Origin of the sequence: Pseudomonas sp. BC42 (genome assembly GCF_021560055.1) — a bacterium.
Taxonomy (GTDB): Bacteria; Pseudomonadota; Gammaproteobacteria; order Pseudomonadales; family Pseudomonadaceae; genus Aquipseudomonas.
The window spans coordinates 4,205,516-4,231,977 of the sequence record NZ_CP091067.1; the positions used below are offsets into that span (position 1 = coordinate 4,205,516).

The 26,462-nt window shown below is 65.2% G+C and carries 29 protein-coding genes; 17 read left to right on the forward strand and 12 right to left on the reverse strand.

Annotated features, from left to right (window positions below; all coding sequences use genetic code 11):
• Positions 1-21: 21 nt before the first annotated feature.
• The 4 genes from L1O02_RS18735 to L1O02_RS18750 all read left to right on the forward strand — a co-directional run bounded on the left by L1O02_RS18735 (position 22) and on the right by L1O02_RS18750 (position 4,406).
• The gene (locus L1O02_RS18735) at positions 22-732 is read left to right on the forward strand and encodes a FadR/GntR family transcriptional regulator (RefSeq protein WP_108542977.1); all 711 of its coding nucleotides are present in this window, start codon (positions 22-24) and stop codon (positions 730-732) included.
• 115 nt (positions 733-847) lie between these two features.
• Complete coding sequence (gene lhgO / locus L1O02_RS18740; RefSeq protein WP_060838747.1) at positions 848-2,041, forward strand: L-2-hydroxyglutarate oxidase; 1,194 nt, start codon at positions 848-850, stop codon at positions 2,039-2,041.
• Between the two features lie 153 nt (positions 2,042-2,194).
• Entirely contained in the window at positions 2,195-3,523 is a 1,329-nt protein-coding gene (locus L1O02_RS18745) for an MFS transporter (protein WP_060838746.1), read from the forward strand.
• A gap of 85 nt (positions 3,524-3,608) precedes the next feature.
• Positions 3,609-4,406 (forward strand): nucleotidyltransferase domain-containing protein, encoded by a 798-nt coding sequence (locus tag L1O02_RS18750; protein WP_108542975.1) that lies wholly within the window; start codon positions 3,609-3,611, stop codon positions 4,404-4,406.
• 92 nt (positions 4,407-4,498) lie between these two features.
• On the opposite strand, the gene L1O02_RS18755 is transcribed toward L1O02_RS18750, so the two are convergent.
• From L1O02_RS18755 to mqo, 3 genes are all read right to left on the reverse strand, one after another.
• Entirely contained in the window at positions 4,499-5,281 is a 783-nt protein-coding gene (locus L1O02_RS18755) for a DeoR/GlpR family DNA-binding transcription regulator (RefSeq protein WP_108542973.1), read from the reverse strand.
• Positions 5,282-5,349: 68 nt separating this feature from the next.
• Complete coding sequence (locus tag L1O02_RS18760) at positions 5,350-6,072, reverse strand: GNAT family N-acetyltransferase (protein WP_235760259.1); 723 nt, start codon at positions 6,070-6,072, stop codon at positions 5,350-5,352.
• A 270-nt stretch (positions 6,073-6,342) separates the two neighbouring features.
• Complete coding sequence (gene mqo / locus L1O02_RS18765; protein WP_060838743.1) at positions 6,343-7,980, reverse strand: malate dehydrogenase (quinone); 1,638 nt, start codon at positions 7,978-7,980, stop codon at positions 6,343-6,345.
• Positions 7,981-8,704: 724 nt separating this feature from the next.
• Here mqo and L1O02_RS18770 point away from each other — a divergent pair.
• Entirely contained in the window at positions 8,705-9,199 is a 495-nt protein-coding gene (locus tag L1O02_RS18770; RefSeq protein ID WP_060843236.1) for a PaaI family thioesterase, read from the forward strand.
• A 15-nt stretch (positions 9,200-9,214) separates the two neighbouring features.
• On the opposite strand, the gene L1O02_RS18775 is transcribed toward L1O02_RS18770, so the two are convergent.
• Positions 9,215-9,670, reverse strand: a complete 456-nt coding sequence (locus L1O02_RS18775) for a tautomerase family protein (RefSeq protein WP_181321548.1) — start codon at positions 9,668-9,670, stop codon at positions 9,215-9,217.
• A gap of 98 nt (positions 9,671-9,768) precedes the next feature.
• On the opposite strand from L1O02_RS18775, the gene L1O02_RS18780 reads away from it, so the two are divergent.
• From L1O02_RS18780 to L1O02_RS18790, 3 genes are all read left to right on the forward strand, one after another.
• Entirely contained in the window at positions 9,769-10,728 is a 960-nt protein-coding gene (locus tag L1O02_RS18780; protein ID WP_060838740.1) for a helix-turn-helix domain-containing protein, read from the forward strand.
• A 78-nt stretch (positions 10,729-10,806) separates the two neighbouring features.
• Positions 10,807-11,502: a DUF1963 domain-containing protein gene (locus L1O02_RS18785; protein WP_235758460.1), complete on the forward strand. Its 696-nt coding sequence runs from the start codon at positions 10,807-10,809 to the stop codon at positions 11,500-11,502.
• Positions 11,503-11,596: 94 nt separating this feature from the next.
• Complete coding sequence (locus L1O02_RS18790) at positions 11,597-12,448, forward strand: CAP domain-containing protein (protein WP_060838738.1); 852 nt, start codon at positions 11,597-11,599, stop codon at positions 12,446-12,448.
• Positions 12,449-12,563: 115 nt separating this feature from the next.
• Here L1O02_RS18790 and L1O02_RS18795 read toward each other — a convergent pair whose 3' ends face one another.
• Positions 12,564-13,238 carry a hypothetical protein gene (locus tag L1O02_RS18795; RefSeq protein WP_060838737.1) on the reverse strand — a complete coding sequence of 225 codons (675 nt, stop codon included), beginning with the start codon at positions 13,236-13,238 and terminating at the stop codon, positions 12,564-12,566.
• Positions 13,239-13,483: 245 nt separating this feature from the next.
• Between L1O02_RS18795 and L1O02_RS18800 the strand changes: the two genes are divergently transcribed.
• Together L1O02_RS18800 and L1O02_RS18805 are read left to right on the forward strand one after the other, a co-directional pair.
• Positions 13,484-14,125: a LysE family translocator gene (locus tag L1O02_RS18800; protein WP_060838736.1), complete on the forward strand. Its 642-nt coding sequence runs from the start codon at positions 13,484-13,486 to the stop codon at positions 14,123-14,125.
• Between the two features lie 13 nt (positions 14,126-14,138).
• Positions 14,139-14,624 (forward strand): hypothetical protein, encoded by a 486-nt coding sequence (locus L1O02_RS18805; RefSeq protein WP_235758462.1) that lies wholly within the window; start codon positions 14,139-14,141, stop codon positions 14,622-14,624.
• Between the two features lie 10 nt (positions 14,625-14,634).
• Here L1O02_RS18805 and L1O02_RS18810 read toward each other — a convergent pair whose 3' ends face one another.
• From L1O02_RS18810 to L1O02_RS18820, 3 genes are all read right to left on the reverse strand, one after another.
• Positions 14,635-14,817 carry a DUF1289 domain-containing protein gene (locus L1O02_RS18810; protein ID WP_060838734.1) on the reverse strand — a complete coding sequence of 61 codons (183 nt, stop codon included), beginning with the start codon at positions 14,815-14,817 and terminating at the stop codon, positions 14,635-14,637.
• A gap of 3 nt (positions 14,818-14,820) precedes the next feature.
• The gene (locus tag L1O02_RS18815) at positions 14,821-15,192 is read right to left on the reverse strand and encodes a hypothetical protein (RefSeq protein WP_235758464.1); all 372 of its coding nucleotides are present in this window, start codon (positions 15,190-15,192) and stop codon (positions 14,821-14,823) included.
• Positions 15,193-15,277: 85 nt separating this feature from the next.
• Positions 15,278-16,849, reverse strand: coding sequence for a L,D-transpeptidase family protein (locus L1O02_RS18820; RefSeq protein ID WP_235758466.1), 1,572 nt, complete (start codon positions 16,847-16,849; stop codon positions 15,278-15,280).
• A gap of 153 nt (positions 16,850-17,002) precedes the next feature.
• Between L1O02_RS18820 and L1O02_RS18825 the strand changes: the two genes are divergently transcribed.
• From L1O02_RS18825 to L1O02_RS18845, 5 genes are all read left to right on the forward strand, one after another.
• Entirely contained in the window at positions 17,003-17,728 is a 726-nt protein-coding gene (locus L1O02_RS18825; protein WP_108542954.1) for a murein L,D-transpeptidase catalytic domain family protein, read from the forward strand.
• Positions 17,729-17,795: 67 nt separating this feature from the next.
• The gene (locus L1O02_RS18830) at positions 17,796-18,152 is read left to right on the forward strand and encodes a hypothetical protein (protein ID WP_235758468.1); all 357 of its coding nucleotides are present in this window, start codon (positions 17,796-17,798) and stop codon (positions 18,150-18,152) included.
• Between the two features lie 55 nt (positions 18,153-18,207).
• The gene (locus tag L1O02_RS18835) at positions 18,208-18,729 is read left to right on the forward strand and encodes an alpha-ketoglutarate-dependent dioxygenase AlkB (RefSeq protein WP_060838730.1); all 522 of its coding nucleotides are present in this window, start codon (positions 18,208-18,210) and stop codon (positions 18,727-18,729) included.
• A gap of 87 nt (positions 18,730-18,816) precedes the next feature.
• Positions 18,817-19,698, forward strand: a complete 882-nt coding sequence (locus L1O02_RS18840) for an alpha/beta hydrolase (protein WP_060838729.1) — start codon at positions 18,817-18,819, stop codon at positions 19,696-19,698.
• Positions 19,699-19,943: 245 nt separating this feature from the next.
• A complete protein-coding gene (locus L1O02_RS18845; RefSeq protein ID WP_060838728.1) occupies positions 19,944-21,572 on the forward strand; it encodes a methyl-accepting chemotaxis protein in 1,629 nt (542 codons plus the stop codon).
• 52 nt (positions 21,573-21,624) lie between these two features.
• On the opposite strand, the gene L1O02_RS18850 is transcribed toward L1O02_RS18845, so the two are convergent.
• Entirely contained in the window at positions 21,625-22,959 is a 1,335-nt protein-coding gene (locus tag L1O02_RS18850) for a PLP-dependent aminotransferase family protein (protein WP_235758470.1), read from the reverse strand.
• A 108-nt stretch (positions 22,960-23,067) separates the two neighbouring features.
• Between L1O02_RS18850 and L1O02_RS18855 the strand changes: the two genes are divergently transcribed.
• On the forward strand, positions 23,068-23,964 hold the full coding sequence (locus L1O02_RS18855) for a DMT family transporter (RefSeq protein ID WP_060838726.1): 897 nt from the start codon (positions 23,068-23,070) through the stop codon (positions 23,962-23,964).
• A gap of 344 nt (positions 23,965-24,308) precedes the next feature.
• On the opposite strand, the gene L1O02_RS18860 is transcribed toward L1O02_RS18855, so the two are convergent.
• On the reverse strand, positions 24,309-24,638 hold the full coding sequence (locus L1O02_RS18860) for a hypothetical protein (RefSeq protein ID WP_060838725.1): 330 nt from the start codon (positions 24,636-24,638) through the stop codon (positions 24,309-24,311).
• Positions 24,639-24,713: 75 nt separating this feature from the next.
• Positions 24,714-25,247, reverse strand: coding sequence for a GNAT family N-acetyltransferase (locus tag L1O02_RS18865; RefSeq protein WP_235758472.1), 534 nt, complete (start codon positions 25,245-25,247; stop codon positions 24,714-24,716).
• Positions 25,248-25,374: 127 nt separating this feature from the next.
• On the opposite strand from L1O02_RS18865, the gene yfcF reads away from it, so the two are divergent.
• Positions 25,375-26,007 (forward strand): glutathione transferase, encoded by a 633-nt coding sequence (yfcF, locus tag L1O02_RS18870; RefSeq protein WP_235758474.1) that lies wholly within the window; start codon positions 25,375-25,377, stop codon positions 26,005-26,007.
• 91 nt (positions 26,008-26,098) lie between these two features.
• Here yfcF and L1O02_RS18875 read toward each other — a convergent pair whose 3' ends face one another.
• The gene (locus tag L1O02_RS18875; RefSeq protein WP_060838722.1) at positions 26,099-26,446 is read right to left on the reverse strand and encodes a darcynin family protein; all 348 of its coding nucleotides are present in this window, start codon (positions 26,444-26,446) and stop codon (positions 26,099-26,101) included.
• Positions 26,447-26,462 lie beyond the last annotated feature (16 nt).

Here is a 26,462-nt window from a genome sequence, read left to right on the forward strand (position 1 = left end):
CTGCCACGGTTTTTCCTTCCCATGCTCGAACTCCAGCGACCTGACTCCCTCGTTGTCCGCGTGGTCAATGCGATCCGCAGCGAGATCGACTCCGGCCGCCTGGCGCCCGAATCGCGCCTGCCGACCGAGCAGCAGTTGGCCGAGCAGTTGAACGTCAGCCGTTCGGTGATTCGCGAAGCCATCGCCCAGCTCAAGGCCGACGGCGTGCTGATCGCCCGGCGTGGCCTGGGTTCGTATATTTCCAAGACCCCGGCCGGCACCGTGTTCCGTTTCCCCCAGGGCAACGGGCGCTTGCCGGACCTGGCGCAGATGTTCGAGATGCGCCTGTGGATCGAAACCCAGGCGGCGTCGATCGCCGCCCAGCGCCGGGACGCCACCGACCTGCAACGGATGCAGCAGGCGCTGCAGGAAATGCACGACAAGCGCAGTGATTTCGAAGCCGCAGGGTTGGCCGACGTGGAGTTCCACCGGGCCATCGCCGAGGCCAGCAAGAACGACTACTTCGTGGCCTTCCATGATTTTCTGCGCAGCCAGCTGACCAGTGCCCGCAAGGCCGCCTGGGAGAACTCGGCGCGGCGCCAGGTCGGCGGTTCCGCCGATGCCACCCAGGAACACCAGGCGCTGTACCAGGCGATTGCCGCCGGTGACCGCCAGGCCGCGGCCGGTTGCGCCGACGCCCACTTGCGCGCCGCGGCCAAGCGCCTCGGCCTGGAGTTGCCCACTACGGATTAAGCACAGCGGCACGCTTGAGGCTTCAAGCGTCGCGCCGCGAGGTTTTGTCGGATTAGTTAGTCTGACAACCTGATAACCAGACCAAAACAGATTAGAGCCAAGGTATCCAAGAACAATGACTTACGACTTTTGCATCATCGGCGGCGGCATCGTCGGCCTGGCCACGGCCATGGAGATCCTCAAGCGCCAGCCCGGCGCTTCGCTGGTGATCCTGGAAAAGGAGAACGTCCTGGCCAAGCACCAGACCGGGCACAACAGCGGGGTGATCCACGCCGGCATCTACTACGCGCCGGGCAGCCTCAAGGCCGACCTGTGCAAGCGCGGGGCCGAGGCCACCAAGCAGTTCTGCCGCGAGCACGGGATCAAGTTCGAGGTCTGCGGCAAGGTGCTGGTGGCGTCCAATGCCCTGGAGATGGAACGCATGGAGGCCCTGTACCAGCGCTCGCAACAGAACGGCCTGAAGGTCGAGCGCCTGGATGCCGAGCAACTGCGCCAGCGCGAACCGAACATCGTCGGCCTCGGCGGGCTGTTCCTCGACGCCACCGGCATCGTCGACTACCGCGAAGTCTGCGAAACCATGGCCCGGGTGATCCGCCGCGAGGGCGGCGAGATTTGCCTCAGCCAGACCGTCACCGCGATCCAGGAAAGCGCCGACAGCGTCACCGTCAGCAGCCACGGCGGCAGTTGGCGGGCGAAGAAGCTGGTGGCCTGCGCCGGCCTGCAATCGGACCGCCTGGCGGTGATGGCCGGGGTGAAGATCGACCACCAGATCATCCCCTTCCGTGGCGAGTACTTCCGCCTGCCGGCGGCGAAGAACAACATCGTCAATCACCTGATCTACCCGATTCCCGACCCGGAGCTGCCGTTCCTCGGCGTGCACCTGACCCGCATGATCGATGGCAGTGTCACCGTCGGCCCCAACGCGGTACTGGGCCTGGGCCGGGAGAACTACCGGAAGTTCTCCATCAACTGGCGCGACGTGGCGCAGTACGCCAGCTTCCCCGGGTTCTGGAAAACCATCTGGCAGAATCTGGGCTCCGGCACCACCGAAATGAAGAACTCGCTGTTCAAGTCCGGTTACCTGGAGCAGTGCCGCAAGTACTGCCCGTCCCTGCAAGTGGAGGACCTGCTGCCCTATGAAGCGGGGATCCGCGCCCAGGCGGTGATGCGTGACGGCAGCCTGGTGCACGACTTCCTGTTCGCCGAAACCCCGCGCATGTTGCACGTGTGCAACGCGCCCTCGCCCGCCGCCACCTCGGCGATTCCCATTGGTTCGATGATTGCCGACCGGATTTTCCAGGCCACCTGAAACACAGCGCGTCACGCCTTTGCGGTGCAGCGCCCAGGCCCTGCCCAGCGCGTCACGTGTCGCCGAAACAGCCCGCGGCCGCCCTTGGGGCGCGTCGCGCAAGGCTCGCGTCAACTCGACAATAAATACAATGATTCATGAGGAAGTACGGAAATGAGCGCAGTTGAAACCAGCAGTACTGCAGCGGAAACCCCACAACAGACCCAGAAACGCCTGCGCAAGGTCGCGGCGGCCACCATCTTCGGCTCGATGCTGGAGTGGTACGACTTCTACCTCTACGCGACCATGGCGGCCATCGTCTTCTCGAAGATCTTCTTCGATAACAGCAACCCGAAAAGCGCCACGCTGATGGCCTTCTCGACCTTTGCCATCGGTTTTATCGCCCGGCCCTTCGGCGGCATCCTGTTCGGCTACCTGGGGGACAAGTTCGGCCGCAAGCAGGTGCTGGTGCTGACCTTCTGCCTGATGGGCGTGTGCACCGCGCTGATCGGCCTGATTCCCAGCTACGCCTCGATCGGCATCTGGGCGCCGATCCTGCTGGTGGCGATCCGCATCATCCAGGGCCTGGGCGCCGGTGCCGAACTGTCCGGCGCGGCGGTTACCTCCTATGAACACGCCAGCGAAGGCAAGCGCGGCAGCCAGGGCGCCTGGCCGGCACTGGGGCTGAACCTGGGCCTGCTGCTGTCGTCGCTGACCATCTACCTGCTGACCATCAACGGCAACGAGTTCCTGCTGGCCGGCGGCTGGCGCATTCCGTTCGTCTGCAGCATCGTCCTGGTGGCGGTGGGCCTGTGGGTGCGCAACAGCATTCCGGAAACCCCGGAGTTCAAGGAACTGAGCAAGGAAAGCCAGAAGGCCAAGCCCTCGCCGCTCAAGGCGCTGTTCAAGAACGACCTCAAGGGCCTGGCAGTGGTGTTCTTCGTCGCCATTGGCTACAACGCCCTGAGCTACATCTTCAAGACCTTCTCCCTGGCCTACCTGACCCAGTACAAGAACGTCGATGTGCATGTCACCTCGCTGTCGGTGACCATCGCCAGCCTGATCGCCATCGTCGCCGTGCCGTTCTTCGGCTGGCTGTGCGACAAGTGGAGCAGCAAGGCGGTGCTGATCCTCGGCGGGGTGTTCTCGGTGCTGTTCGCCTACCCGTTCCTGGCCCTGCTCAACACCGGTGAAAGCCTGATGATCTACATCGCCATCGGCGTCGGCACCGGCATCCTGGCGCCGATGATGTTCGCGCCCCAGGGCTCGTTCCTCAGCCGCCAGTTCCCGACTGCCACCCGCTCCTCGGGCTTTGGCACCGGGCGCGAAATCGGCACCGCGATTGCCGGCGGCCTGGCGCCGCTGGGGGCTCTGTCCCTGGTCACCGCCTCGGCCACCCACTCCACCGACGGCGTGGTGATCATCCTCGCGGTTGCCGCCGTGCTGGTGGTGGTGTTTGCCCTGTGCGACCAGGGCCGCAAGCACTCGGCATTCAAGAACTGACGCAGTGTTGAACCTCCACAGCGCCCCTGGCGGCCTGTGGAGACTCTGCTAAGGTGGCCGCTGCATTCGAATCACGGGCCACCCCATGCAATCTTGCAGCGCATTCGGCGTCGATGCCGATGGCTTGATCACCCTCCCTGCCGAACCCCCTCTGCAGCCCGAATACCTCGGTGTGCTCGACGACCTCTGCGCCAGCTTGCACACCCCGGCCAACCCGCCGCTGCACAGCCTCTACCTGTATGGCAGCGTCGCCCGGGGCACAGCCAGGCCCGGGGTTTCCGACCTGGACCTGTGCCTCATCCTGCAACACCCCGCCACCCCGCAGCAGCTGCGCCACCTGGAGCAGCTGCGCCAGGCGCTGCAAGCGCGGCACCCGCGGGTGTCGAAGATCGACTTCGACATCGGCCACCTGGCCCAGGTCCTGGCCGCGGAAAACCTCGACAGCTGGGGCTATTGGCTCAAGCATCATTGCCGCTGCCTGTCCGGCGAGGACCTGCGCCGGCGCTTTGCGCCCTTCAGGCCCAGCCGGGAGATTGCCCTGGCAGTGAACGGCGACTTCCAGAGGGTGCTCGACGACTACGCCGAGCGCATCGAGGGCGAGCGCCAGCCCGCGCAAATCCTGCGCCTGCAACGCGAGGCATCCCGCAAACTGATTCGCGCCACCCACCTGTTGCGCGCAGAACAGGAGCCGAGCTGGCCTCACAGCCTGGATGAACATGTGCGGTTGTTCGTGCAGCGTTACCCCGACATGGCCGCGCCCATTGCCGAGTTCCGCCAGACCGCCGAAGCCGGGGCCGCCGCCAGTGCCGGTTTCAGCCGCCGCCTGCGGCAGATGGTGCAGTGGATGGCCGCAGAGCACATCCGGCCGCGAGCCAGGAACTAGCACGGGGACCGACCACGCCCCGGCCATTGCTGCATGCCGCGAACAGGCCCGCGCCGCCCTGCCTGCCCTGTTGCCGGCCACCCTGGAACGGGTCAGGCCAGCAGCACCTCGATCCCCAGCTGCCGATAGCCCTGGATATCCGCCTCAGGCACTTCCTGCTCGGTGACCAGCCGCTGCAAGCGCTGGCACGGCACCACCACAAAGGGCTCCATGGCGCCCAGCTTGTCGGCGGTGGTCACGGCGATGACTTCGGCGGCGCTGTCGAACATCGCCTGCTTGATCGGCACTTCATCGAAATGCAGGGAGCTGATACCGATCTCCGGGTGAATCGCACAGACCCCGGTGAACATCAGGTCGGCCTTGATCCCCTGGATCATCCGCAGTGCTTCATGACCGCTGGCGGACAGGGTGGCCGGGTTGAGCTGGCCGCCCACGAGAATCACCTTGACCCCGGGGTATTCGGCCAGGGCCACGGCAATCATTGGCGAAGCAGTGACCGCGGTCAGGCGGATGTCGGCCGGCAGGGACTGGGCGATGTGCAAGGTGGTGGAACCGGAATCGAACAGCACCGTCTGGCCGTCTTTCACCCATTGCACGGCAAACTGCGCCAGACGCAGTTTCGCCTCGCTGGTTTCGCCGACCCGCGTGAAGTAGTCCTTGCCGCTGTCCTTGGGCCGCGGCAGCGCGCCGCCGTGGACCCGCTGCACCAGGCCGGCCGCATCCAGCTCGGCAAGATCGCGGCGGATGGTGTCTTCGGACACCGCGAAGTGCCGGCTCAGCTCGGCGGCCAGGACCTTGCCGTCGCGCTCCAGGAGCAGGAGGATTTTCTGCCGGCGCACCGAAGGCAGTTCGGCATGATGCTGCTGACCTTGCATGTTATTGCCCGCTTTTGCGTGTTTTTGCGAGATTAGCCAAGCCCTCTGCCGAACACAAGCGGGCGCGATCAGGGAATCAGTTGAGGCGGCCGTGCGTTGTACAGCGCGGCCTCGCCCAAGCGCTCGCGTACCAGCGCCTGGGCTTGCCGGGTCATCTGGTCCAGATGCCGGTCGCGCTTTTTCTCCGCTTCCAGCATGGCCTTGCGCCCGTGCTGGGCCAGCAGGTAGGTGTGGATCTGCCGCACTTCCAGCGATTGGTAGATCGGCGCCACGTCCAGCACCGCCAGCAGGCCGTCGCTGCCATGGTCTTGGGTATTCATCAGCACCTGCGGGCCGCGAGCACTCAGCAGTTGAAAGCCCAGGGCCTCGAAGCACGCCACTTTGGCCACGTGGCAGGCCAGCTCGGCATGGGGGTAACGCGCGCGCATGGCCTCCAGCATCTGCCGGGCAATGCCCTGGCGCCGATGGCTTTGCAGCACCGCCATGTAGGCCACGGCACAGGCCCGGGGGTCGTCCTTGAGCGGCAGGTACAGGGTGAAACCCAGTACCTTTTCAGGGGCCTGAGTGTCGGTGGCCACCACCAGCTCTACCGCGATCCCCCGGGAGCCGTCCATGGCCTGCAGGTACAGGTGCACCTCGTAGCCAACGCCGTACTGGTACAGGTTGTACAGCGGGTTGCTGGGGGCGATGGCCACCGCGCTGATGTCGCTGATGTAGTCCACCACCATCTGCTGGATCTGGCTCTGGATGGCTTCGGGCGGCGGGGCTTGGAACAGGGTGATGCTGGACATCGAGGCGGTGACTCCGAGGATGGGGGCATGCCCGGGCATGGCGGGCGGCGCCATGATAACCCGCTGCGGGCCGCTCAGGCGCACAGCCACGCCGGTGCGGCGGGCACGCGGGGTCGTCGAACAGGCAGGCAATGGATTGAGGACGCTGCGGATGCCGGCCGGGCCGGCAGGTTGCGCGCCCCTCTTGGGGGGCGGCGCAACCGGCACAGGAGACGGCGGCACGCTGGCCGCCGCAGTGCCCCGCCCGACGAACGCGGGCGGGGCCGAGGCTTACAGCGCCATGTCGGCCGCTGGGTTGCTCTCGGGCTTGGCCATGCTGGCCGGAGCCTGAGGCGCTGCACCTTTCACCGCAGGTGGCGGGGTCAGTTGCAGCACTTCGGCGGTGTAGGCCCACTCTTTGGCCACACGCTCGGGGCTGTCGTTCAGGGCGGTGCCGTAGCTCGGTACGATCTGCTTCAGCTTCTCTTGCCAGGCTGGCGTCGCGACCTGGTCCTTGAAGACTTTCTGCAGCACGCTGAGCATGATCGGCGCGGCGGTCGAGGCACCTGGGGAGGCGCCCAGCAGGCCGGCGATGCTGCCGTCCTGGGAAGCGACGATCTCGGTGCCCAGTTTCAGCACGCCGCCCTTCTCTTCGTCACGCTTGATGATCTGCACGCGCTGACCGGCCTGCCACAGGCGCCAGTCTTCTTTCTTGGCGTTGGGGAAGTATTCCTTCAGGGCGTTGAAGCGGTCGTCATCCGAGAGCATCAGCTGGCCGGCCAGGTATTCCACCAACGGGTACTGTTCGATGCCGACTTTGGTCATCGGCCAGAAGTTGTGGGTGGTGGTGCTGGTCAGCAGGTCGAAGTACGAACCTTCCTTGAGGAACTTGGTGGAGAAGGTGGCGAATGGGCCAAACAGGATCACTCGCTTGCCGTCCAGCACGCGGGTGTCCAGGTGCGGAACCGACATCGGCGGTGCGCCCACCGAAGCCTTGCCGTAGGCCTTGGCCAGATGCTGCTCGGCCACCGTGGCGTTGTCGGTCACCAGGAACGAGCCACCCACCGGGAAGCCGGCGTATTCGTTGGCTTCAGGAATGCCCGACTTCTGCAGCAGGTGCAGGGCACCGCCGCCGGCACCGATGAACACGAACTTGGCGTCGGTCTCGGTTTTCGAACCGTCCTTGAGGTTCTTGTAGGTCACGCGCCACGAGCCGTCTTCATTGCGCTCGATGTCCTGCACTTCGCTGGACAGCTTGAGGGCAAAGTTCGGCTGGGCCTGCAGGTGGGCAACGAACTGGCGAGTGATCTCGCCGAAGTTGACGTCGGTGCCGATCGGGGTCCAGGTCGCAGCGATCTTCTGCGCCGGATCACGACCTTCCATCATCAGTGGCACCCACTTCTTGATCTGCTCGGCGTCTTCGGAGTACTGCATGCCGCTGAACAGCGGGCTGGCCTGCAGGGCCTCGTAGCGAGCCTTGAGGAACTTGATGTTGTCATCGCCCCAGACAAAGCTCATGTGCGGCGTGGAGTTGATGAACGAACGCGGGTTCTTCAGCACGCCGTTCTTGACCTGCCAGGACCAGAACTGCCGGGAAATCTGGAACGCTTCGTTGATCTCGATGGCCTTGGCGATCTCGATCTTGCCGTCCTTGCCTTCCGGGGTGTAGTTCAGCTCGGCCAAAGCGGAGTGACCCGTACCGGCGTTGTTCCAGCCGTTGGAGCTTTCTTCAGCCACGCCATCCAGGCGCTCGACCATCTCCATCGACCAATCCGGCTGCAGCTCATTGAGCCAGACCCCAAGGGTCGAACTCATGATGCCACCACCGATCAGCAGCACATCCACTTTCTTCGGCTCAGCCGCGTGCGCGGTCGTGAGGCCTATCGACATCGCCAGCCCGATCAGGGCCGTGTTCACTTTCTTCAACATTCTGTAGTACCTACGATAGAACGCCATCCGCCGCCCCATCCTCGATCCTGCGCACTCGGCACCTGGCGAAACAGGCATTTCGCAGGCCCTGGACACACGCATTCATAAAGAACTGGAGGGTGGGCACACAAGGCCGACGAGACTGGCTCGACCTCAGTTTTATATCGCTCGGGCGCTGACTTCTTGTCGTTTTTGGCTTCAGCTACTTGAGTGACACTTGTTTCTCAGGACACATCACGGGACATCGCCTGCCGGCTGCGAAGCCCCACTCCTTTCACCGGCACCGGCCTCGGCACGACGCACAATGCCGGCGCCCGTCACACGGGGCCAGCAGGAAAAGAAGGGTCGGGTTCAACCAAAGGAGGTAAACGAACACTGCCTGACATTGCATTCGGCAGGTTTGCCCGGACACTCCCGCCCGCTTGCAAGGACCCGATCAGGCCACTTGAAGCAAAGCATGGGGGAGGTATTTCCGCACAAACGATGAACCGATTCAGCGCAAGAATATCATTACGGCATCAGCCTGTCTTGGCCGGAGCGGCTGCCCTGGGCCCCGGACAAACCGCGACCCACTACGACACCCGCCGCAATCAATGCGTCACAACGACGCTGGCCGATCAGCGCGCCACAGCACTGCGCTGCGCCTTGGCGAGCAGCGATGGGGCGGGCATCATGAGCCCCCGCACCACCTGCCAGACCATCGTCAAGGACAAGAAGAACAACCATGCACGAGACATCCCTGCAAGACACCACCGCCCCCGAGGGCGTGTGCTTCGGCTGCGGCAGCCGCAACCACCACGGCCTGCACATCAAGAGCCACTGGCACGCAGACGGCGTGCATGTGATCGCCGAGCACCTGCCGCAATCCCAGTACTGCGGCTGGCCGGACCTGGTCTATGGCGGTCTGATCGCCATGCTGGTGGACTGCCATTCCAACTGGACCGCCATGGCCTATCACTACCGCCAAGAGCAGCGTGAACCGGGCAGCCTGCCACGCATCGACTGCGTGACCGGCAACCTGGGCATCAAGTTCATCAAGCCCACGCCCATGGGCGTGCCGCTGACCCTGCGGGCCCGGGTCGACGGCGAGGTGGGCCGCAAGAGCCGGGTGATCTGCGAGGTGTACGCCGACGATGTGCTGACCGCCATCGGCGATTCGATCTTCGTCAGGGTCGATACCTCGCAGCTCGCGGCGGCGGCCCACGGCCGCGACGCCTGAGACCGGGAACCTGAACTACTGGCCGTTGCCCGGGGACAGGTGCCGGTACCCCGCCGCCCGGGTGAAATCCGCCAGATGCCACAAGGTACCGTTGGCGCCCCAGGTGCCATCGGGCACCTCGTCCAACAGGATCGAGGTCATCAGCACCCGCCCGTCCTCTGCCGACCGGCACGCCGCCAGGGCCTGATGCAAGCCGGCGACATAGGCCTGGCGCCGGGCGCTATCGAGCACGCCGACGGGCACCTTGACCTGAATCAGGCAAGGCAGCGCCTGGGCCCCGAGATCGGCGCCGCCACAACGCCAGGTGCCCGGGGCCAGCTCCTCCAGCAAGACCCAGCACAAAGCCCGCTGACGCGGGTCCTCGCCGATCTGCTCGACGTCCAGCGCCACTTGCGTCACCTCATGCAGGATCCGCTCGCGCTGCTGGGCATTGAAGGCGCCCTGGGGAATCTTGATCAGGATGTTGGGCATCGCTATCACCACTCGAAGAAAAAATGAGCCGCTATTGAGCCCCCTGCCCGGCTTGGCCAACAGCGACCGATTCGACATCTTTCGTGCATAATCGGCCAATGAACGATTTCACTGTCCTGCTGCTTCCCGGTGCCTTTGCCTCCAGCGTCGCCCTGACCTTGGACATGCTGTCCTGCGCCGCCCTGCTGGCTCCGCGCCTGGGATTGGGCGCGCCGCGCTGGCGGGTCTGTGCACTGCAGGCAGGCCAGGTGCGCCTGGGGCAAGGCTTGCTGCTGGACGTCGAGGCCCTGGACGCCACGGCCGACGACCGCTCCTGCTGGATTCTGCCGGGGCTGGGCCTCGACACCCCGGAGGCCATCGCCCAGCGCCTGCAGCATGCGGAGGTGGCCCCCGTGCTCCAGGCCCTGCGCCAACACGTGCACAGCGGTGCGGAAGTCGCGGCCTCCTGTTCCGCGGTGTTCCTGCTGCAAGCCGCCGGGCTGTTGCACGGGCGCCGGGTGACCACCTCCTGGTGGCTGGCGCCGCTGCTGCAGGAGTGGGTCGCCGACTGCCGCGTGGACCCGGATCAGATGGTCATCGTCGATCCGCCGCTGACCACCGCCGGTGCAGCCATCGGCCAGTCCGACCTGATGTTGCACTTGTTGCGCAGGCGCTTCTCCCCGGCCCTGGCGGACGCCGTGGGACAGGTGCTGCTGATTGATCGGCGCCAGTTGCAAGCGCCTTGTCCGGTCCCGGCGATGATGGCTCAGGGCAACGCCCTGATCGCTCGTCTCACCGCCCATATCGAATCCTGTCTGCCCAGGCTGCCCAGCGTCGGCGAACTGGCGGCGCAGTTCGGCATGTCCGAACGCACCCTGGGCCGTCAGGTGCGCAAGGCCACCGGCCACAGCAGCTTGCGCTTGATCCAGCGCGTGCAATTGAACCGCGCCCGGGCGCTGCTGCAGAACAGCAAGTACTCGGTGGAAAGCGTCGCCGAACAGGTGGGCTATCAGGACGCCACCGCCCTGCGCCGGCTGATGCGCAAGCTGCTCAACGCCACGCCGCGACAACTGCGCTGAACACACCGAGCTACTGCCTCCCCGCAACCTTTGTTACATTGCCCGCCCCCTTCCCCTGACAGGAAATCAGCCCTGACCATGGACATTCAGGAAATCCAGCGCCAGTTGGCCAAGCCGGCACTGCAATTGATCCCCGGCGGCTTTCGCCCGACCCACAGCGACGAGGAAAGCTGGCTGGGCCGGGTCTTTCTGTTTCGCGAGGATGAAGAGCTGCCGCGCAACAGTGCCGGAGAAACCCTGCTGCCGTTCGCCCAGTTCTATCTGCCGGCCCTGCCCTGGCACAGCCCGCTGCTGGACGGCGTGCGGGTGCTCACGGTGTTCGTCGCCAACCCCTTCCCCGAGCCCCTAGAACCCATGGGCGAGCGCTGGCTGATTCGCGAATACCGTGCCGAGGATGTCCTGGTGCGCAAGGAGCTGTCGGCCCCGGGAGCCTTTCTCAAACCCTTCCCGGTCAAGGCCCAGGCCGTGCCCGAGGACTATCCGCTGTGGGACGGCGGTGGCGTGCCGGAAGACCTGGAGCGGGAAATCCTCGAACTGGAGCGTTCCGGGCAGATCGAGTGCTACTACGACTTGGTGAGCCATTGCTATCAGCACAAGCTCGGGGGCTACCCATCGTTCTGCCAGTCGGGGATCGATGCCGGGGACGGTTTCGGGTTCGTGATGCAGATTTCCTCCGACGCCAAGATCAACCTCAACGTGGTGGACAGCGGCAGCCTGATGTTCTGGAAGCACCCCGGCAGCGGCGAATGGGCGCTGTACTACGACTTCCATTGAGGCCCCCCGGCTAACACCGATTTCATCCACCGGCGGATGAAATGCCCCGGCGCCGGGTGCATCATGGGCGCTGTCCATTTTCCGGGAGACTTGCATGCCCATGCGCTCATTGCTCTTGCCCGCCGCCGTCCTGTCGTTGGGCGTGCTGGCGGCCACTGGCGCCGCCGCCGACGACCAGTCGCAACTGATCGAGTCGATCAACGCCTACCGCAGCCAGCCACAACGCTGCGCCAACCAGGCCTCCTCGGAGCTGCCGCCACTGACCGGCGACCCGCGGTTGATCCTGCCGGTGGAAAATGTCGGCGACCTGCAGCAGGCCCTGGCACGGGCGGCCTACCCCATGGTCAACGTGCAGGCCATCAGCCTCTCCGGACCACGAAACGCCCAGGCGGCGATGCAGGCGGTGCGCGAGAGCTTCTGCCAGGTAGTGCTGGACCCGCAGTTCGTCGACATCGGCGTCAATCGCCAGGCCAACCAGTGGCGCATCGTGCTTGCCCGGCCGCTGCTGTCCGCGCGTCTCGGGGACTGGCAAGCCGAAGGCCAGCAATTGCTGGCCCAGATCAACACGGCCCGCAGCCAGCCGCGGCAATGCGGCGAGCAGCACTTCACCGCAACCGCGCCGCTGGCCTGGAACGCCACCCTGGGCAGCACCGCCGAAGCCCACAGCCGGGCCATGGCCAACCAGAACTACTTCGACCACAAGGACCACGACGGCCGCACCCCGGGCGACCGCGCAGAACTGGCAGGCTATGCCGGCCAGCAGGTGGGCGAGAACATCGCCGCCGGCCAGGACACGGTGCGCAAGGTGCTGGACGGCTGGCTGGCCAGCCCCGGGCATTGCGCCAACCTGATGAACCCGGCCTACCGCGAACTGGGCGCGGCCTACGCGGTGGACCCGAAAAGCGACGCCGGGATCTACTGGACCGCGATGTTCGGCGCGCCCTGAGGCCTCGGGCGCGGCGCCCGGCCGGCAGACACTGGCCGTCGACCGCGCTCACACCGGCCCCAAAATGCAAACGCCCCGATCAATCGGGGCGTTTTAGCTGGCGACAAGCACCTGGCTAGCGATTGGTCGCCACCTGACCGGCTTCCCCCTGGCTCACCAGGGCCTTGAGCGATGCATCGAATTGCTTCAGCGCGTCGACCTGCAGTTCGGTCTGCTGATTGATCTGCGCGGCAATCTCCGGCGCCGCCTTGCCGCGAACCCAGACCGACGGCAGCACCTTGGCCTGGATGCCTTCGGCCTGCCCGATGTATTGCAGGTTGGCGTCATAGAACTTGGCGATAAACCGCGCTTCCACCTTGCTGTTGCCCTTGGTCACCAGCTGGTTGTAGGTGTCGAGCATCACCACCGCATCGGGGCGAGCCTGGACCAGCGCATCGAGGCTGTCATACAGCGTCACGCTGGCGAAGTGTTTCTGCAACGACGCCATCAACCAGTTGATCGCCCGTTGCGGATCGGAGCTGTCGACAAAGGCGGCACTGATGCGCGGGTCGAGCCCGGCATTTTTCGCCCCATTCAGCGCCACCGAGTGGTAGTGCTCCAGGTATTCCAGGGTATTGAGGGTGTTTTCGCTGTACAGCACCCCGACCGACTGGGCGTGCCGCAGATCGGCCCCGCTGTCGGCCATGGGCAGGAAGTGGCAGGAGGCGTCGTCAGCGCCCTGGCTGGCCGCAGAAGCCCCGGTTCCCGCGATCAAAAGCACCACAAGGGTCACTAAAGTCGAGATTCTCATCGGGTATTTCCTTCTGCAGCAAGCACGGTGTAAGCGCTATCTTCCTCCTTTGCCAGAAAAACGGAACCTGCACTTTTTGATGATAACTATCGATTGCAGCAATGATTGACAATCGGCCCGGACGCGCCGCCACAACTGCCCAGCCGATCGCGAGCGAAGATCGCAAAACCCTGTTTTTTTGGCTTACAGCTCGCCACCACCCCGATAGAATCAAGCCCCCTTTTTCTGCAAGACGAGTCCGTTCCATGGATGCTCACTCGATACTGACCTACACCCTGGTGGCGGCAATCGCCATTGCCAGCCCCGGCCCCGCCACCCTGGTGGCGCTGCACAACAGCGTGGCCTACGGCGCCAAGTCCACCCTCTGGTCATCCCTGGGCAATATCAGCGGGCTGTTCTGCATGTCCGCCGCTGCCATGCTTGGCCTCGGCGCGCTGATCGCCAGTTCCGAGTGGGTCTTCAATGCGGTGAAAATCGTCGGCGCCGGCTATCTGTTCTACCTCGGTGCCAAGCAGCTGTTCAGCAAAAGCCAGCTGCTGAGCGCAAGCAGCGCTGGCGACGGCAAGCTCGCCCCGCCACCCCGCCTCAAGCTGTTCAAGTCGGCCTTCCTGACCGCCGCCACCAACCCCAAGGCGACGATCTTCTTCACCGCGCTGTTCCCGCAGTTCATCGATCAGCACGCCGCGCTGTTGCCGCAGTTCTTCATCCTGACCCTGATCTTCATGGCCCTGTCGCTGATCTCTCTCAGCGTCTACGCCGTGCTCGCGTCTCGAGCCAAGGGCGTGCTGACCCGGCCGGCCCTGTCCAAGTGGGTCAATCGCGTGGTGGGTTCGACCTTCATCTTCTTCGGCACCACCATCCTGGCCATGCGTCGGCAAACGGCTTAGGCAACCAGACGCCATGCACATCGACCTGCTGAATGAGGCGATGCTCGGTCACTGGGAAAGCGCTGTCGGCGTGATGCAATGTGAATTGCAGTTCGGCAGCCGCCTGATCTACGTCCAGCATCCGGGCAACGAGCCGCCCCGGCGTCGGCTCGCGATGGCGCAGCAACAGGTACAGGCCGCCTGGGACGACATCCCCCAGGCCCTGGCCTTTGCCGAGCAATGGTGTGAACCGGCCATACGCCAGGTCTGGCAGCTGTATCGGCAAGGCTCCCTGGGATGCCCGCCGCTGGAGGTCTACTCGATTCATTTCGAGCTCGACAGCCCCTGTCCGTCCTACAGCATCTCCCTGAACCCGGATTTCGACTGGGACGCCAGCGTGATGGTGGTAGACGAACTGGGACAGGAGCAGCGGGTGCCTCTGGCCGAATATGAGCCTGAGGCCGAGTTCTGGCTGAGTGTCAGGTGTCTTGGCGCCGGGCACTTCCAGCACCTGGCCTGAGCCCTGCGCCTCAGCCCTTCTTTTTCTGTAAGGCCTTGAGCCGCGCACTGGCCCGCTGCACCGCGGCCATCTTTTCCGGGCGCTTCATGCGCTTCCATTTGCGGATGTCGTCCTTGGTCCGCCCACAACTCAGGCACAGGTCGCCACTGAGCTGGCACAAGGCGATGCAGGGATTGTCGATTTCCTTGGCCATGGCTCAACCCCGTCCCGGGCGCAGGCGCTTCAGGCGTTGCGCCCAGTCGCCGCCATTGATCCGCCGGCATTGTTCCTCGCTGTCGAAGAACACATGGGCCGCCAACGACTCAAGGTGCACATCGGCCTCGCCCAGGGCGCGGGCTGTCAGTTCGATCATCCGTGAGCCCTGGCCCGCCGCCAGGGCCTGCTCCTTGTGGGCCTTGGTATCGAAGATCCAGGCCACCACCAGGCTCGCCGGAAAGGCGGCGTAATTCACGTCGTGGGTCAACCAGGAAAAACCGACGATCTCTGCCTTGGCGGCCTCGCAGGCTTCGGTCAGGGTGGCGGCCAGCTGGCGTTCCATGGCGGCTTGCCGGCGTTTGTCGAGTGGCATGAAGGACCTTGAGCAAGGGAAAAAAGGCCGCACAAGATACCTCAAACCCGCCATCCGCGGCGGCGCGTCGCACTTGGGCTAGCGCCTACAGAACCTTGCTGCCCAGGGCACTGGACAGCACCTCGTCATGCCCGTAGATGTCCGGCGCATACAGCAACTGCCCATGGCTGTCGGCCTGCACCGTCCAGTAGCTGAGCAGGATCGGCACCGGCTTGGCCAGGCGGAACTCATGGGTCAGGCCGGTGGCCAACAGGTCGTTGGTGCGCAGCCGTTCCGCCGGGCTCAGCAGCCAGTCGCGCAGTTGCAGGGCCTGTTCGACCCGCACGCAGCCTGAGCTGAAGGCCCGCGGTCCCTTGTTGAACAGGGCCTGACTCGGGGTGTCATGCAGGTACACCGAGAACGGGTTGGGGAAACGGATGGCGATGCGGCCCAGGGGGTTGCGCGGCCCCGCCCCCTGGCGCAGGAGAATATTGCCCGGGCGCTCCCAGTCGATGTCCTCGGCGGCCAGGGGCTGGCCATTGGCGTCCAGCACCTGCAGGTTCTGGCGGTTGAGGAAGCCCTGGTCACGGCGGATCTCTGGCAGCTTGTCTTCCTTGAGGATGGTCGGCGGCACGGTCCAGGTGGGGTTCAGGGTCAGGCGCGTGACCTGGGATTTCAACAGCGGGGTCTGGCGCTCGGCGCGGCCGACCTGGGTGCGGGTCTGCCAGACCACCGCGTCGTCCTTGTAGAAGGTCAACTGCGCCGCGGCGACATTGACCAGCACGATGTTCGGTTCGAAATCCTGGGCCAGCCAGCGCAGGCGTTCAAGGTTGATGCGCAGTTGCTCGCGGCGCTGGGACGGGCTGACGTTGAGCTCCTTGAGGGTGCCCGCGCCGATCACCCCATCGGCCTGCAGCGAGTGACTGAGCTGGAAGTTTTTCACTGCGCTCACCAGCTCACTGCTGTAGGTATTATCCGCACTGACCTGCGGGCTCGGCAGCAGGCCGCCGCGGTACAGGCGCAGGGCCAGGTCGGGGACGCGCTTGTCCTGCATGTCCGGACGCAGCAACGGGCCACCGGCCACCGCCTGCCATTGCGGCAAGGGTTGCTGGCGGCGCTGGGCATAGGCCTGGCGCAGGTTGCGGTACTGCTCAAGGTTGGGCCGCGCCTGTTCAAAGGCCGTGGCCAGATGCTCGACGCCCGGCACGGCCATCACCAGCAACGCCGCCTGGCGATCCTCCGGCAGCGGCTGGGCTCGCCACAACGGCTCGAAGCGGGCTTGGGACAGGCGTCCGTAATGCAGGTCCTGCAAGGCTTGCAGGTACTGCTGGCTGATCTCGATGTCGTGACACGGGTCGGCCGCCGGGCTGCTCGACGGCAGGTGGTAACGGCCAGGGTCCAGGCCGTCGTCCACCAGTTGCGCCAGCTGTGCCTGCAGGTCGGACACACGTCCTTCGACGCTCCACACCGGCTGCTCGCCCTGCTGCTGGTAGAAACCCAGCAACAGCTGTTGCTGGGCCGGATTCACCCGCGTGGCCAGGGCCGGACAAGCCACCGCCAGTTGCGTCAGTGCCAGTTGCATCGGGCTCGCCGGCAGCGGCGCCTGCTCCCCGGCCAGCGCGACCAATGGCGCAGCGAGCAAGCACAGGCTCAAGTAACATGCGTGTTTTTTGAACAACTGCTTTACTCCAATCCGTGGCCGCCAGCTTGACGGCCAATCGTTACGGCAGATGGGGAAGTCAATCAGGCCAGGGCCTTGAATATATAGACCAGCCTGCCGGGGGAACGACAGGACGTCAGGAGCCAAAGTGACCATGGGGATGCACTATACATGTTGACCTTCTTGTGCCGATTCTGCCTGGCGGCCATTACCCTGGGCGCCATTTGCAGTCCTTCCTTCGCCGCCAACAAACCCCGCCCCGCTGCCAGCCCCGCGCTGTACGCCAGCCTCGCCCACGCCGCACCGGAACTCAATCCCCAGGCCCTGAAAAGTGCCCTCAGCGCCATGCAATGCGCAGTCGCCAGCGGTGCTCGCCAGGCCCGGCACCTGGCGGTGATCGACTACTCGCAACCGTCCACCGCACGACGCCTGTGGATCTTCGACCTGCGCAGCAAGAAACTGGTGCTGCGCGACCTGGTGGCCCACGGGCAGAAGTCCGGGGAAAACTTCGCCACCCAGTTCTCCAACCGCCTGGGCAGCTACCAGTCCAGCCTGGGCCTGTTCCGCACCCAGGAGAGCTACGAAGGCAGCCACGGCTACTCCCTGCGCATGGACGGCCTGGAGCCCGGTTTCAACGACCGCGCCCGCGACCGCGACATCGTGATCCATGCCGCCGACTACGTGAACCCCCTGTGGAGCCAGCGCCAGGGCCGCATCGGCCGCAGCCAGGGCTGCCCGGCGGTACGCCCGCAAGTGGCGCGCCAGGTGATAGACAAGCTCAAGGATGGCCAGTTCATGTTCTCCTGGTACCCGGACCAGCGCTGGCTGAAATCCTCGGCCTACCTCAACTGCCAGCCGCGCCAGGTGGCGAGCATCCTCAGTGCCAATGGCGGCTGAACAAAGGCGCTGAGCGCGGCGGCCAGCCCGCTGCCGGGTTGCGCCGAGCGCCGGCGACGAGATACCGTTGCCGACCTGGAACGCCACCTCGCCCGAGCCGGACCTCATGCCTTCAGCGCCCTCCCTGCTTCTCCATCATCCCGGACCACGCCCGGCCTTCTACCGAGTCGCCGAACACCTGTGGGGCGCCGGTTGCAATGTGGACTCCGATGGCGACAGCAGAACCCCCGACGACGAGCAGTGGACCGAGCTGACCCTGATACTGCGCGCCTCCCCCGAGCAACGCCTGGACATCGACCCGCTGTCCCGGGAGCCCCTGGTCTTGCTGATCCGCGCTTCTGCGGCGGACCTGGGCGCCAGGGCCGCGCACTTCATCCAGTCGGTGGCAGGCGGCACCCTCCGGGCACACATCACGGACCGATAAGGACCGGGCCCTGCCCTCCGGCAATGGCCCTCCTTCCCCCACAGGCAGCGCTTTTATGAATCCACCCGAGATCGACTTTTTCCCCGACTTCATCGCCGACCCGCAGCGGTTGTTCAACCACCTCAAGCAGGACGTGCAATGGGACGAGCGCATGCGTGCCCGCAAGACCGCCAGCTTCGGCGCGCCCTATGACTACTCGCAGATCACCTACCCGGCAGTGCCGATGCCCGAGGCCCTGGCACAGCTGTGCGAGCCGATCGAGCAACGACTGGGCTTTCGTCCCAACAATTGCCTGCTCAACTTCTACCCGGACGGGCAGTCCTCCATGGGCTTTCATTCCGACGCCAACGAACAGCTGGTGGAAGGCACCGGGGTGGTGATCGTCTCCCTGGGCCACCCGCGGGCCATGGTGTTCCGACACAAGGAAAGCGCTGCCACCTTCGACTACACACTGGCCAGCGGCTCGCTGCTGCACATGTCCGACGAGTTGCAAAAACACTGGCTGCACGCGATCCCCAAGGCGCCGGGTGCAGGCGAACGCATCAGCCTGTCGTTTCGCCTGCTCAAGGTGCAATAGTGCTGGACGCGGTCAGGATCGACCCTTGACTCGCGCCCGCCCCCATCGACAATGCCCGCCTGTGCCCACCGCTCTCCAAGAGGCCCCATGCAGTTGCTTCCCTGGTCCTATCCGTGTCCCGAAGGCTTCACCCTGCGCGGCCTGCGCTCCGAACCTTCGGGCAAACCCTTGCTGCACTTTCTCCACGGCAACGGCTTCTGCTCCATGGCCTATCGTCCGCTGCTGGCCTTGCTGGCCGAGTCCTTCGACTTGTGGCTCAGCGATGTCCAGGGCCATGGCGACAGTGACCATGGCGGCCCGTTTCGCGGCTGGAACCGCACTGCGCAGCTGGCCGCCGAGGCGTTCGAGGCCGGGCGCGGGGCCTACGCCGACGTGCCGTGCTACGCCGTCGGCCACAGTTTTGGCGGGGTGCTCACCAGCCTGATCCTGGCCGAACGCCCCCAGCTGTTTCGCAAGGCCGTGCTGCTGGATCCGGTGATCTTCAGCCCGTCGATGATCAGTTCCCTGAGGCTGCTGTCGGCCCTGGGCCTCAATCGCCGCCACAGCCTGGCGCGCAAGGCCGCCGCTCGACGCCAGCACTGGCCGGACCGCGCCGCGGCCAGGGCCAGCCTGGCCAACCGGGGAATCTTCAAGGGCTGGAGCGAAGACGCCCTGAACGCCTATGTCGAGCACGCGCTGAAGGACGACGGCCAGGGCGTGGCACTCAAATGCGCTCCCGAGCGCGAGGTGGACATCTTCAGCAGCTTCCCCCGGCACCTGTGGCGCTCCCTGCGCCAGGTGCAGACCCCGAGCCTGGTGATCCACGGTCGCGACAGCTACCCCTACGTGGCCCGTTCGGTGAAGCGCTGGGCAACCCTCAATCGCCACCTGAGCACGCAGGTCATCGAGGGCCAGCACTGCTTCATGCAAGTCGACCCGGCAGCCAGCGCACGAGCCATCCTGGGGTTTGTGCACCACGAAGGCCGCTGAAAACCCCGCCGCAGCCCCCCAGAATAGATGTCACCGTGATATCATTGCCCGGTTTCCCAGACCGGGCCGTGCATCCCGATCACCCCGGAACCCCTGGACAAGGCGCCGCCCAGACGCGCCTGCCACCCCGCCTTGTGTGCAAAAGACCGACGGCGCCATGGAGCCTGCTCCAACGCGCGCCGCATTGATGCAAACCGCGATGCCTGTCGCCGGTTGTACTTTTTGCCGCCACAAGGAACACAGTCATGCTCTTGAGAACGATGAACATTTCCCGCCGTGCAGGGTTCAGCTTCGCCCTGATCGCCCTGCTGGCACTGGGCCTGGGGGGGTTCTCATTGCTGGAAATGCAGCGCATGAACCAGCAATCCCTTGAGGTCGACCAGAACTGGCAGCCATCCATCGTTGCCGCCAACGCCCTGGCCCTGACCAGCACCCAGATCCGCACCATCACCCTGCGCATGCTGGTGGTCCGTGACAACAACGATGTCCAGGCGCTGCTCAAGCGCGTCGGCGAGCTCGACGAGCAGCTCGCCCACCAGCAAGGCGTCTACGAAAAACTGATCACCGAGGCCGAGGAGCGCAGCGCCTATGAACGCTTTCTCGGCGCCAAGGCGGCCTACAGCAAGGACCAGCACCGGGTGGTGGAACTGGTGCGCCAGGGGCAGAAGGAAGCCGCCATCGATGTCGTCGACGCCGGCCCGTACCTGGCCAACGCCGACACCATGCTCAAAGAGCTGCTCCAGATCATCGACACCAACACCCGGGGGGGCGTCGCCGCGGCCGAACACACCAGTGAGGTGTTCCATGGCGCCATCGGCATGGTCGCGCTGATCATGCTGGTCGTGGTGACCCTGACCATCGCCCTGGCCCTGCTGCTGACCCGCAGCATCGTGCGGCCCCTGGGCCAGGCCGTGGCCGTGGCGGAAACCATCGCCAACGGCGACCTCGGCCAGAGCATCACGGTCAGTGGCAAGGACGAACCGGCGCGCCTGCTGCAAGCCCTGCAGACCATGCAGGCCAGCCTGCGCGGCACCCTGCAACGCATTGCCGACTCCTCCAACCAGCTGGCGTCGGCCGCTGAAGAACTGCACGCGGTCACCGAGCACTCCAGCCAGACCCTGCACCAGCAGAGCAATGAAGTGGAACAGGCCGCCACCGCCGTCAACGAAATGACCGCGGCGGTGGAAGAAGTGGCGCGCAACGCCGTGAGCACCTCGCAAGCCTCCCAGGAAACCGACCGCACCGCCCACCACGGCCGCGAGCAGGTGCAGCACACCGTGGACTCCATCGGCCAACTGGCGACGGACGTGACCCAGACCTGTGAACAGGTCGAGCACCTGGCGGTGGATGTGCGCAATATCGGTCAGGTCCTGGAAGTGATCCGTTCGATCGCCGAGCAGACCAACCTGCTGGCCCTCAATGCCGCCATCGAAGCTGCCCGGGCCGGGGACGCCGGACGCGGCTTTGCCGTGGTCGCCGACGAAGTGCGGGCCCTGGCCCATCGCACCCAGCAGTCGACCCAGGAAATCGAAAGCATGATCAACACCATCGAGGAAGGCACCGAGGGCGCGGTCAGCGCCATGCGCAACAGCAACGAGCGGGCACACCTGACCCTGGAGGCGGCCCGCGCCTCGGGGCTGGCCCTGGACCAGATCACCCAGGCCATCACCATGATCAACGAGCGCAATCTGGTGATCGCCAGCGCCAGCGAAGAACAGGCCCAGGTGGCCCGGGAAGTGGACCGCAACCTGATCAATATCCGCGACCTCTCGACCCAGACCTCGGCCGGGGCCAACCAGAGCAACGCCGCCAGCCAGGAGCTGTCGCGCCTGGCAGTGGACCTCAACGCCCTGGTGAATCAGTTCAAGCTCTGAAAAGGCCGCTGCAAGCTTCGAGCGGCAAGCTTCAAGTTCAAAGCTTGCCGCTTCAGAACGCGTAGCGGCCAATCACTTGTCGGACCTTGGCCAGGGCCAGGCCCAGATCGGCCATGTCCACCGAGCCCAACGCCAGGCGAATGGCGTGGGGCACCGGCCCGGCGCCGACGAAGGGCTCGGCGGTGGACACCGAGACGTTCTCCCGCAGCAGTGCCATGACCACCTGATCGGCCCGGACCTCCTCGGGCAACGGCAGCCAGAGGAAGTAGGCGTTCGGATGGCTGACATAGGCCAGCCCGGTCATGGCCTCCCGAGCCAGGGCCTGACGGGCCCTGGCATCCTCGCGTTTTTCCTGCTCCAGCCGCGCCACGGTGCCATCCTCGATCCAGGCGCAGGCCAGGGCAGTCATCACCCCCGGAGTGTTCCAGGTGGTGGCACGGATCGCGCGCTCGATCGGCGGCACCCACTGCAGGGGCGCCACCACGTAACCGACCCGCAGGCCGGTGGCCACGTTCTTCGAAAACCCCGAGACGTAAACCGTGAGATCCGGCGCCAGGGCGGCCAGGGGCGGCGGCGGACTGGGCGCCAGGAAGGCGTAGGCGGCGTCTTCGATGATCAGCAGCCCATGGGCCCGGGCAATCGCCACCAGCCGCTGGCGCCAGGCCAGGTCCAGCACCCAGCCCATGGGGTTGTGCAGGGTTGGCATGGCATACACCGCGCGCACCCGCCGCCGTCGGCACAGCGCTTGGAGACCGTCGAGGTCCGGGCCCTGGTTGCCCAGGGGAATGGCCACCAGCTCCAGCCCATGGGCCTCGGCCACCACCTTGAACCCGGGGTAGGTCAAGGCATCCACCGCCACCACATCGCCGGGCTTGAGCAGCGCCATCACCGTGATCGCCAGGCCGTGCTGGGCGCCACTGACCGTCAACACCTGCTCGCCCGCAACCGTCAGCCCGCAACCGGCCAGGTAGCGAGCCAGCGTCGCCCGTTCATGGGCGCGCCCGGCGTGCGGCTGGTAGCGCAGCAAGGCTTCCAGATCGCCAGCCAAGGCCAACTGGCGCAAGGCGTTGCGCAGCAACTCCGCCTGCCCGGGCAGCGCCGGGTAGTTGAAGTTCAGGTCCAGCGTGCCCGGCGTGGCGACCGGCTGATCCACCCCCTGCCCCGGAGGCAGGGCGGTTTCCCGAACATAGGTGCCGCGTCCGGCTTCGCCGCTGACCAGGCCCATGGCTTCCAGCTCGGCATAGACCCGGGACGCGGTGACCAGCGCCAGCCCCTCCCGCGCCGCCAGTTGGCGATGGGTGGGCAGGCGAGTGCCCGGGGCCAGTACCCCGGCGCGGATGTCGGCGGCAAAGGCATCCACCAGTTGCTTGTAGCGAGCACGGGCCATAGGGCGCTGTATCCATGACAATTTTTTGATTGTGCTGATCTTCGATCCTAGGATGCCTTCGACACAAGCTCCGCCGCCGCGGCCCCTCATCTGATGAGCACTCCCTCAATGGCACGAACATCGAACCTGCAATCACCCGCCCTGCAATCCTCCGCCAGTGGCTGGCTCAACGGCTTTATCGGGGTGCTGATCTTCAGCGGCTCGCTGCCGGCAACCCGGGTCGCGGTGCTGGAGTTCGAGCCGTTGTTCCTCACCGTGGTCCGCGCCAGCCTCGCCGGGGTTCTGGCCCTGTGTCTCCTGCTGCTGTTCAAGGAAAGACGCCCGAGTCCGGGGCAACTGCTGCCCCTGGGTATCGTCGCCCTGGGGGTGGTCCTGGGCTTTCCGCTGCTGACCGCCCTGGCCCTGCAATACGTGACCTCGGCCCACTCCATCGTGTTTCTTGGCCTGCTGCCTCTGGCCACCGCCGTGTTTGGAGTGTTGCGTGGCGGCGAGCGACCGCGCCCGGTGTTCTGGCTGTTTTCCCTGCTGGGCAGCCTGCTGGTGGTGGGCTACGCCCTGTCCCAGGGCCTCACGGCCTCGCCGCGGGGCGATGCGCTGATGCTCCTGGCGGTGCTGGTCTGCGGCCTGGGCTATGCCGAAGGCGCCAAGCTATCGCGGACCCTGGGCGGCTGGCAGGTGATCTGCTGGGCCCTGGTGCTGTCATTGCCGATCATGACCGCGCTGACCCTGTTCAGCGCCCCGCCCGACTTCGGCGGCATCAGCCTGCCGGCCTGGTTCAGCCTGGGCTACGTCTCGCTGTTCAGCATGCTGATCGGGTTTGTCTTCTGGTACCGCGGCCTGGCTCAAGGCGGGATCGCCGCCGTCGGCCAGCTGCAGTTGCTGCAGCCGTTCTTCGGTCTGGCCCTGGCCGCCGGCCTGCTGCACGAACAGGTCAGCCTGGGCATGCTCGGGGTCACTCTGGCGGTGATCCTCTGCGTGGCCGGGGCAAAGCGTTGGGCCAAGTGACAGAAACGACAGTGGCAGGCTCAAGAGGCCTGCCACTGCTTGCGCCTTACCTGGCGACGGGTGCTGCAAACGGCTTGGGGTCTAGGTCGGAGAGATAGTGGCAAGCGCACCGATTGCGATGGTCAAGGCTAAAAATCCAAACAAGAAAAACGCCATCTTAGTCATCAGGCCTCCTGAACAGTAGGTGTGCGGTGCAGCGGGCCCGGTTTCCAGCCGGGAGGCCGGACGGGCGCGTCATTTTCAAACCTCGGCTGTTCTGATAACAGACGCAGATACGCGAGAAAAATACGGATCAGAAGCATCTGCCGGCTCTCGCTCGCCCATCCCCGAGCGCCTGCGTGACCCTAGCGCCGAGCCAGCTTGTAGCGCACGCAATCCTCGTAGAAGCTTTTGCGCAGGGCCTCGGGCCTGATCCGCGAGGCACTGTCGTAGGTCTGTTCGGTGATCCCCAGGGCCATCATGCGCATCCAGCCCTTGCTGAACTTGTAGGTCTGGATCTTCTGCCGCGCCGCGTACAGCGACACCCCGGACAACTTCAGCTCCTGAGCCCGGGCAGCAGTGCCAGCGCCCCAACTGCAAACATAACGGTCATTGGCCTGCAGCTCTCTGGCCTGGGCCATCCCGGCCCCGCCCAGCAGGGCGCAGGAAGTCAGCGTTATCAACACATGGCGCATTTATCGGTCACCTAACCACCTGAAAATAAAGTGATTTTGCCGATACCTCAGCCAGTGCGGGGCCAGCAGATTGCCTTATCGATCAAGGCAAAGTGCCTGCCACTGCTGGCCAGTCATGCGGTACAGGCGCACCGGTCGTTGATGAAACTCGATCTCGCGGAACGCGCTGAAGCCGGCCTTCTGCGCTACCCGCAGGGAGGCGCCGTGGTCCGGCTCGATGATCACCACGACGGATGCCAAAGGCCACTGGCAAAAGACCCACCGTAGCACGCCCCGGGCCGCCTCCACCGCCAGCCCCCGATTCCAGAAGCGCGTGGCCAGGCGATACCCCAGGTTGAGCTCTTGCACCTCGCCCACCTGTTCCGGACTGACGCCGCAGAACCCTACCAACTCGCCACTGGACTTCTCCACCAGGGCCCAGGGGCCCGTGCCCCGTTCGGCATAGCACTCCAGACACCAGTCGATGAACTGGCCGGTGGCCTGCTCGTCGCAGACCCCGCGCAGGGAGTACTGCATCACCAGGGGATCACTGAGAATCGCGGTCAGTGCGGGTAAATCGTCCCGGGTCAGAGGACGCCCGATCAGGCGTGGGGTTTCGAATAAAGGCATCCTGTGCTCCCTGGATTGTGCTTGGCCGGCTCAGTATTCCAGAAGGGAATGCACGGATAAAAATCGCGCATTTTATTTATCGCCCGGGATCTCTTAGCGTGTCCGTTCCCCCATTGGAGATCCCGCCGTGACCGACGCCCGTCCACGCCTGTACGTCGATGCCCAGTTCACCAGCCCCTATGCCCTGTCAGTGTTCGTGGCGTTGCGGGAAAAAGGCATCGACTTCGAACTCATCCCCCTTGACCTCGATGCCGGTGAGAATCGCGCCCTGGACTATGCCCGGCTGTCCCAGACCCAGCGGGTGCCGACCCTGGTGCATGACGGCTTTGCCCTGTCCGAATCCTCGGCCATCACCGAATACCTGGAGGAGCTGTTCCCCGAAATACCCGTCTATCCCCAAGACCGACAACAGCGAGCCAAGGCCCGCCAGGTCCAGGCCTGGCTGCGTAGCGATTTGCTGCCGATCCGCCAGGAGCGCTCGACCCTGGTGGTGTTCTATGGCTGCAAGGGCGAACCTCTGTCGCCACCCGCCGAAGCGGCGGTGGCCAAGCTGATCGATACGGCGCAAGCGCTGTTGGCGCACGGTCGTGACTGTCTGTTCGGCCAGTGGTCGATTGCCGATGTCGACCTGGCGCTGATGCTCAACCGGCTGATTCTCAACGGTGACCCGATGCCGGCGCGCCTGGTGGACTATGCCCGCCGCCAATGGCAGCACCCGGCGGTGCAGGAATGGCTGCAACTGCCACGCCCGGCGCTGTAGCCGCCAGCGGCTGAAGGTGTCGGCAACGCGGTAGACGGCAAACACCCTCCCGGCCAGCCGGGAGGGTGCATGGAACGACGGGACAGGCGCCTCAGGAGGCCAGCAACGGCCGCTGGTCATAGTTCTTGGCATAGGCGTTCTCTACGCCGGGAAGAATTTCCACTATCGAGAAGTAGCGATCCCAGAACGGCGTTTCCCGCAGTTCTTCCACCAACAGCTCATAGGCGTGATGGCTGCTGGCCTGCCACCACCAGAGATCGGTGACCCGGGCCGAATAGAACTCGATATCGAAAAAGCGCATGGACACCTCTGCCGAGTGCTTCTGCAGAATCGGCTCCATCTGGGTACGCATCAGATGAAAGCGCTCCTCGACGGAGAATCCCAGCCACTCCGGGGTGGTCTTGACCAGCATGAATACGCTGAGCACGGCGACAGACATAGTGTTGACTCCTGAC

What these genes read in the sequence shown, in the direction of transcription:
- L1O02_RS18750 (WP_108542975.1), top strand. Translation starts at nt 3,609, where the DNA reads ATGCAATCTTGCAGCGCATTCGGCGTCGATGCCGATGGCTTGATCACC.
- L1O02_RS18785 (WP_235758460.1), top strand. Translation starts at nt 10,807, where the DNA reads ATGGACATTCAGGAAATCCAGCGCCAGTTGGCCAAGCCGGCACTGCAA.
- L1O02_RS18845 (WP_060838728.1), top strand. Translation starts at nt 19,944, where the DNA reads ATGCTCTTGAGAACGATGAACATTTCCCGCCGTGCAGGGTTCAGCTTC.
- L1O02_RS18745 (WP_060838746.1), top strand. Translation starts at nt 2,195, where the DNA reads ATGAGCGCAGTTGAAACCAGCAGTACTGCAGCGGAAACCCCACAACAG.
- L1O02_RS18735 (WP_108542977.1), top strand. Translation starts at nt 22, where the DNA reads ATGCTCGAACTCCAGCGACCTGACTCCCTCGTTGTCCGCGTGGTCAAT.
- L1O02_RS18805 (WP_235758462.1), top strand. Translation starts at nt 14,139, where the DNA reads ATGCACATCGACCTGCTGAATGAGGCGATGCTCGGTCACTGGGAAAGC.
- lhgO (WP_060838747.1), top strand. Translation starts at nt 848, where the DNA reads ATGACTTACGACTTTTGCATCATCGGCGGCGGCATCGTCGGCCTGGCC.
- L1O02_RS18850 (WP_235758470.1), bottom strand. Translation starts at nt 22,959, where the DNA reads ATGGCCCGTGCTCGCTACAAGCAACTGGTGGATGCCTTTGCCGCCGAC.
- L1O02_RS18755 (WP_108542973.1), bottom strand. Translation starts at nt 5,281, where the DNA reads ATGCAAGGTCAGCAGCATCATGCCGAACTGCCTTCGGTGCGCCGGCAG.
- mqo (WP_060838743.1), bottom strand. Translation starts at nt 7,980, where the DNA reads ATGTTGAAGAAAGTGAACACGGCCCTGATCGGGCTGGCGATGTCGATA.
- L1O02_RS18825 (WP_108542954.1), top strand. Translation starts at nt 17,003, where the DNA reads ATGTTGACCTTCTTGTGCCGATTCTGCCTGGCGGCCATTACCCTGGGC.
- L1O02_RS18790 (WP_060838738.1), top strand. Translation starts at nt 11,597, where the DNA reads ATGCCCATGCGCTCATTGCTCTTGCCCGCCGCCGTCCTGTCGTTGGGC.
- L1O02_RS18775 (WP_181321548.1), bottom strand. Translation starts at nt 9,670, where the DNA reads ATGCCCAACATCCTGATCAAGATTCCCCAGGGCGCCTTCAATGCCCAG.
- L1O02_RS18815 (WP_235758464.1), bottom strand. Translation starts at nt 15,192, where the DNA reads ATGCCACTCGACAAACGCCGGCAAGCCGCCATGGAACGCCAGCTGGCC.
- L1O02_RS18855 (WP_060838726.1), top strand. Translation starts at nt 23,068, where the DNA reads ATGGCACGAACATCGAACCTGCAATCACCCGCCCTGCAATCCTCCGCC.
- L1O02_RS18795 (WP_060838737.1), bottom strand. Translation starts at nt 13,238, where the DNA reads ATGAGAATCTCGACTTTAGTGACCCTTGTGGTGCTTTTGATCGCGGGA.
- L1O02_RS18875 (WP_060838722.1), bottom strand. Translation starts at nt 26,446, where the DNA reads ATGTCTGTCGCCGTGCTCAGCGTATTCATGCTGGTCAAGACCACCCCG.
- L1O02_RS18800 (WP_060838736.1), top strand. Translation starts at nt 13,484, where the DNA reads ATGGATGCTCACTCGATACTGACCTACACCCTGGTGGCGGCAATCGCC.
- L1O02_RS18780 (WP_060838740.1), top strand. Translation starts at nt 9,769, where the DNA reads ATGAACGATTTCACTGTCCTGCTGCTTCCCGGTGCCTTTGCCTCCAGC.
- L1O02_RS18770 (WP_060843236.1), top strand. Translation starts at nt 8,705, where the DNA reads ATGCACGAGACATCCCTGCAAGACACCACCGCCCCCGAGGGCGTGTGC.
- L1O02_RS18840 (WP_060838729.1), top strand. Translation starts at nt 18,817, where the DNA reads ATGCAGTTGCTTCCCTGGTCCTATCCGTGTCCCGAAGGCTTCACCCTG.
- L1O02_RS18865 (WP_235758472.1), bottom strand. Translation starts at nt 25,247, where the DNA reads ATGCCTTTATTCGAAACCCCACGCCTGATCGGGCGTCCTCTGACCCGG.
- L1O02_RS18810 (WP_060838734.1), bottom strand. Translation starts at nt 14,817, where the DNA reads ATGGCCAAGGAAATCGACAATCCCTGCATCGCCTTGTGCCAGCTCAGT.
- L1O02_RS18760 (WP_235760259.1), bottom strand. Translation starts at nt 6,072, where the DNA reads ATGTCCAGCATCACCCTGTTCCAAGCCCCGCCGCCCGAAGCCATCCAG.
- L1O02_RS18835 (WP_060838730.1), top strand. Translation starts at nt 18,208, where the DNA reads ATGAATCCACCCGAGATCGACTTTTTCCCCGACTTCATCGCCGACCCG.
- L1O02_RS18860 (WP_060838725.1), bottom strand. Translation starts at nt 24,638, where the DNA reads ATGCGCCATGTGTTGATAACGCTGACTTCCTGCGCCCTGCTGGGCGGG.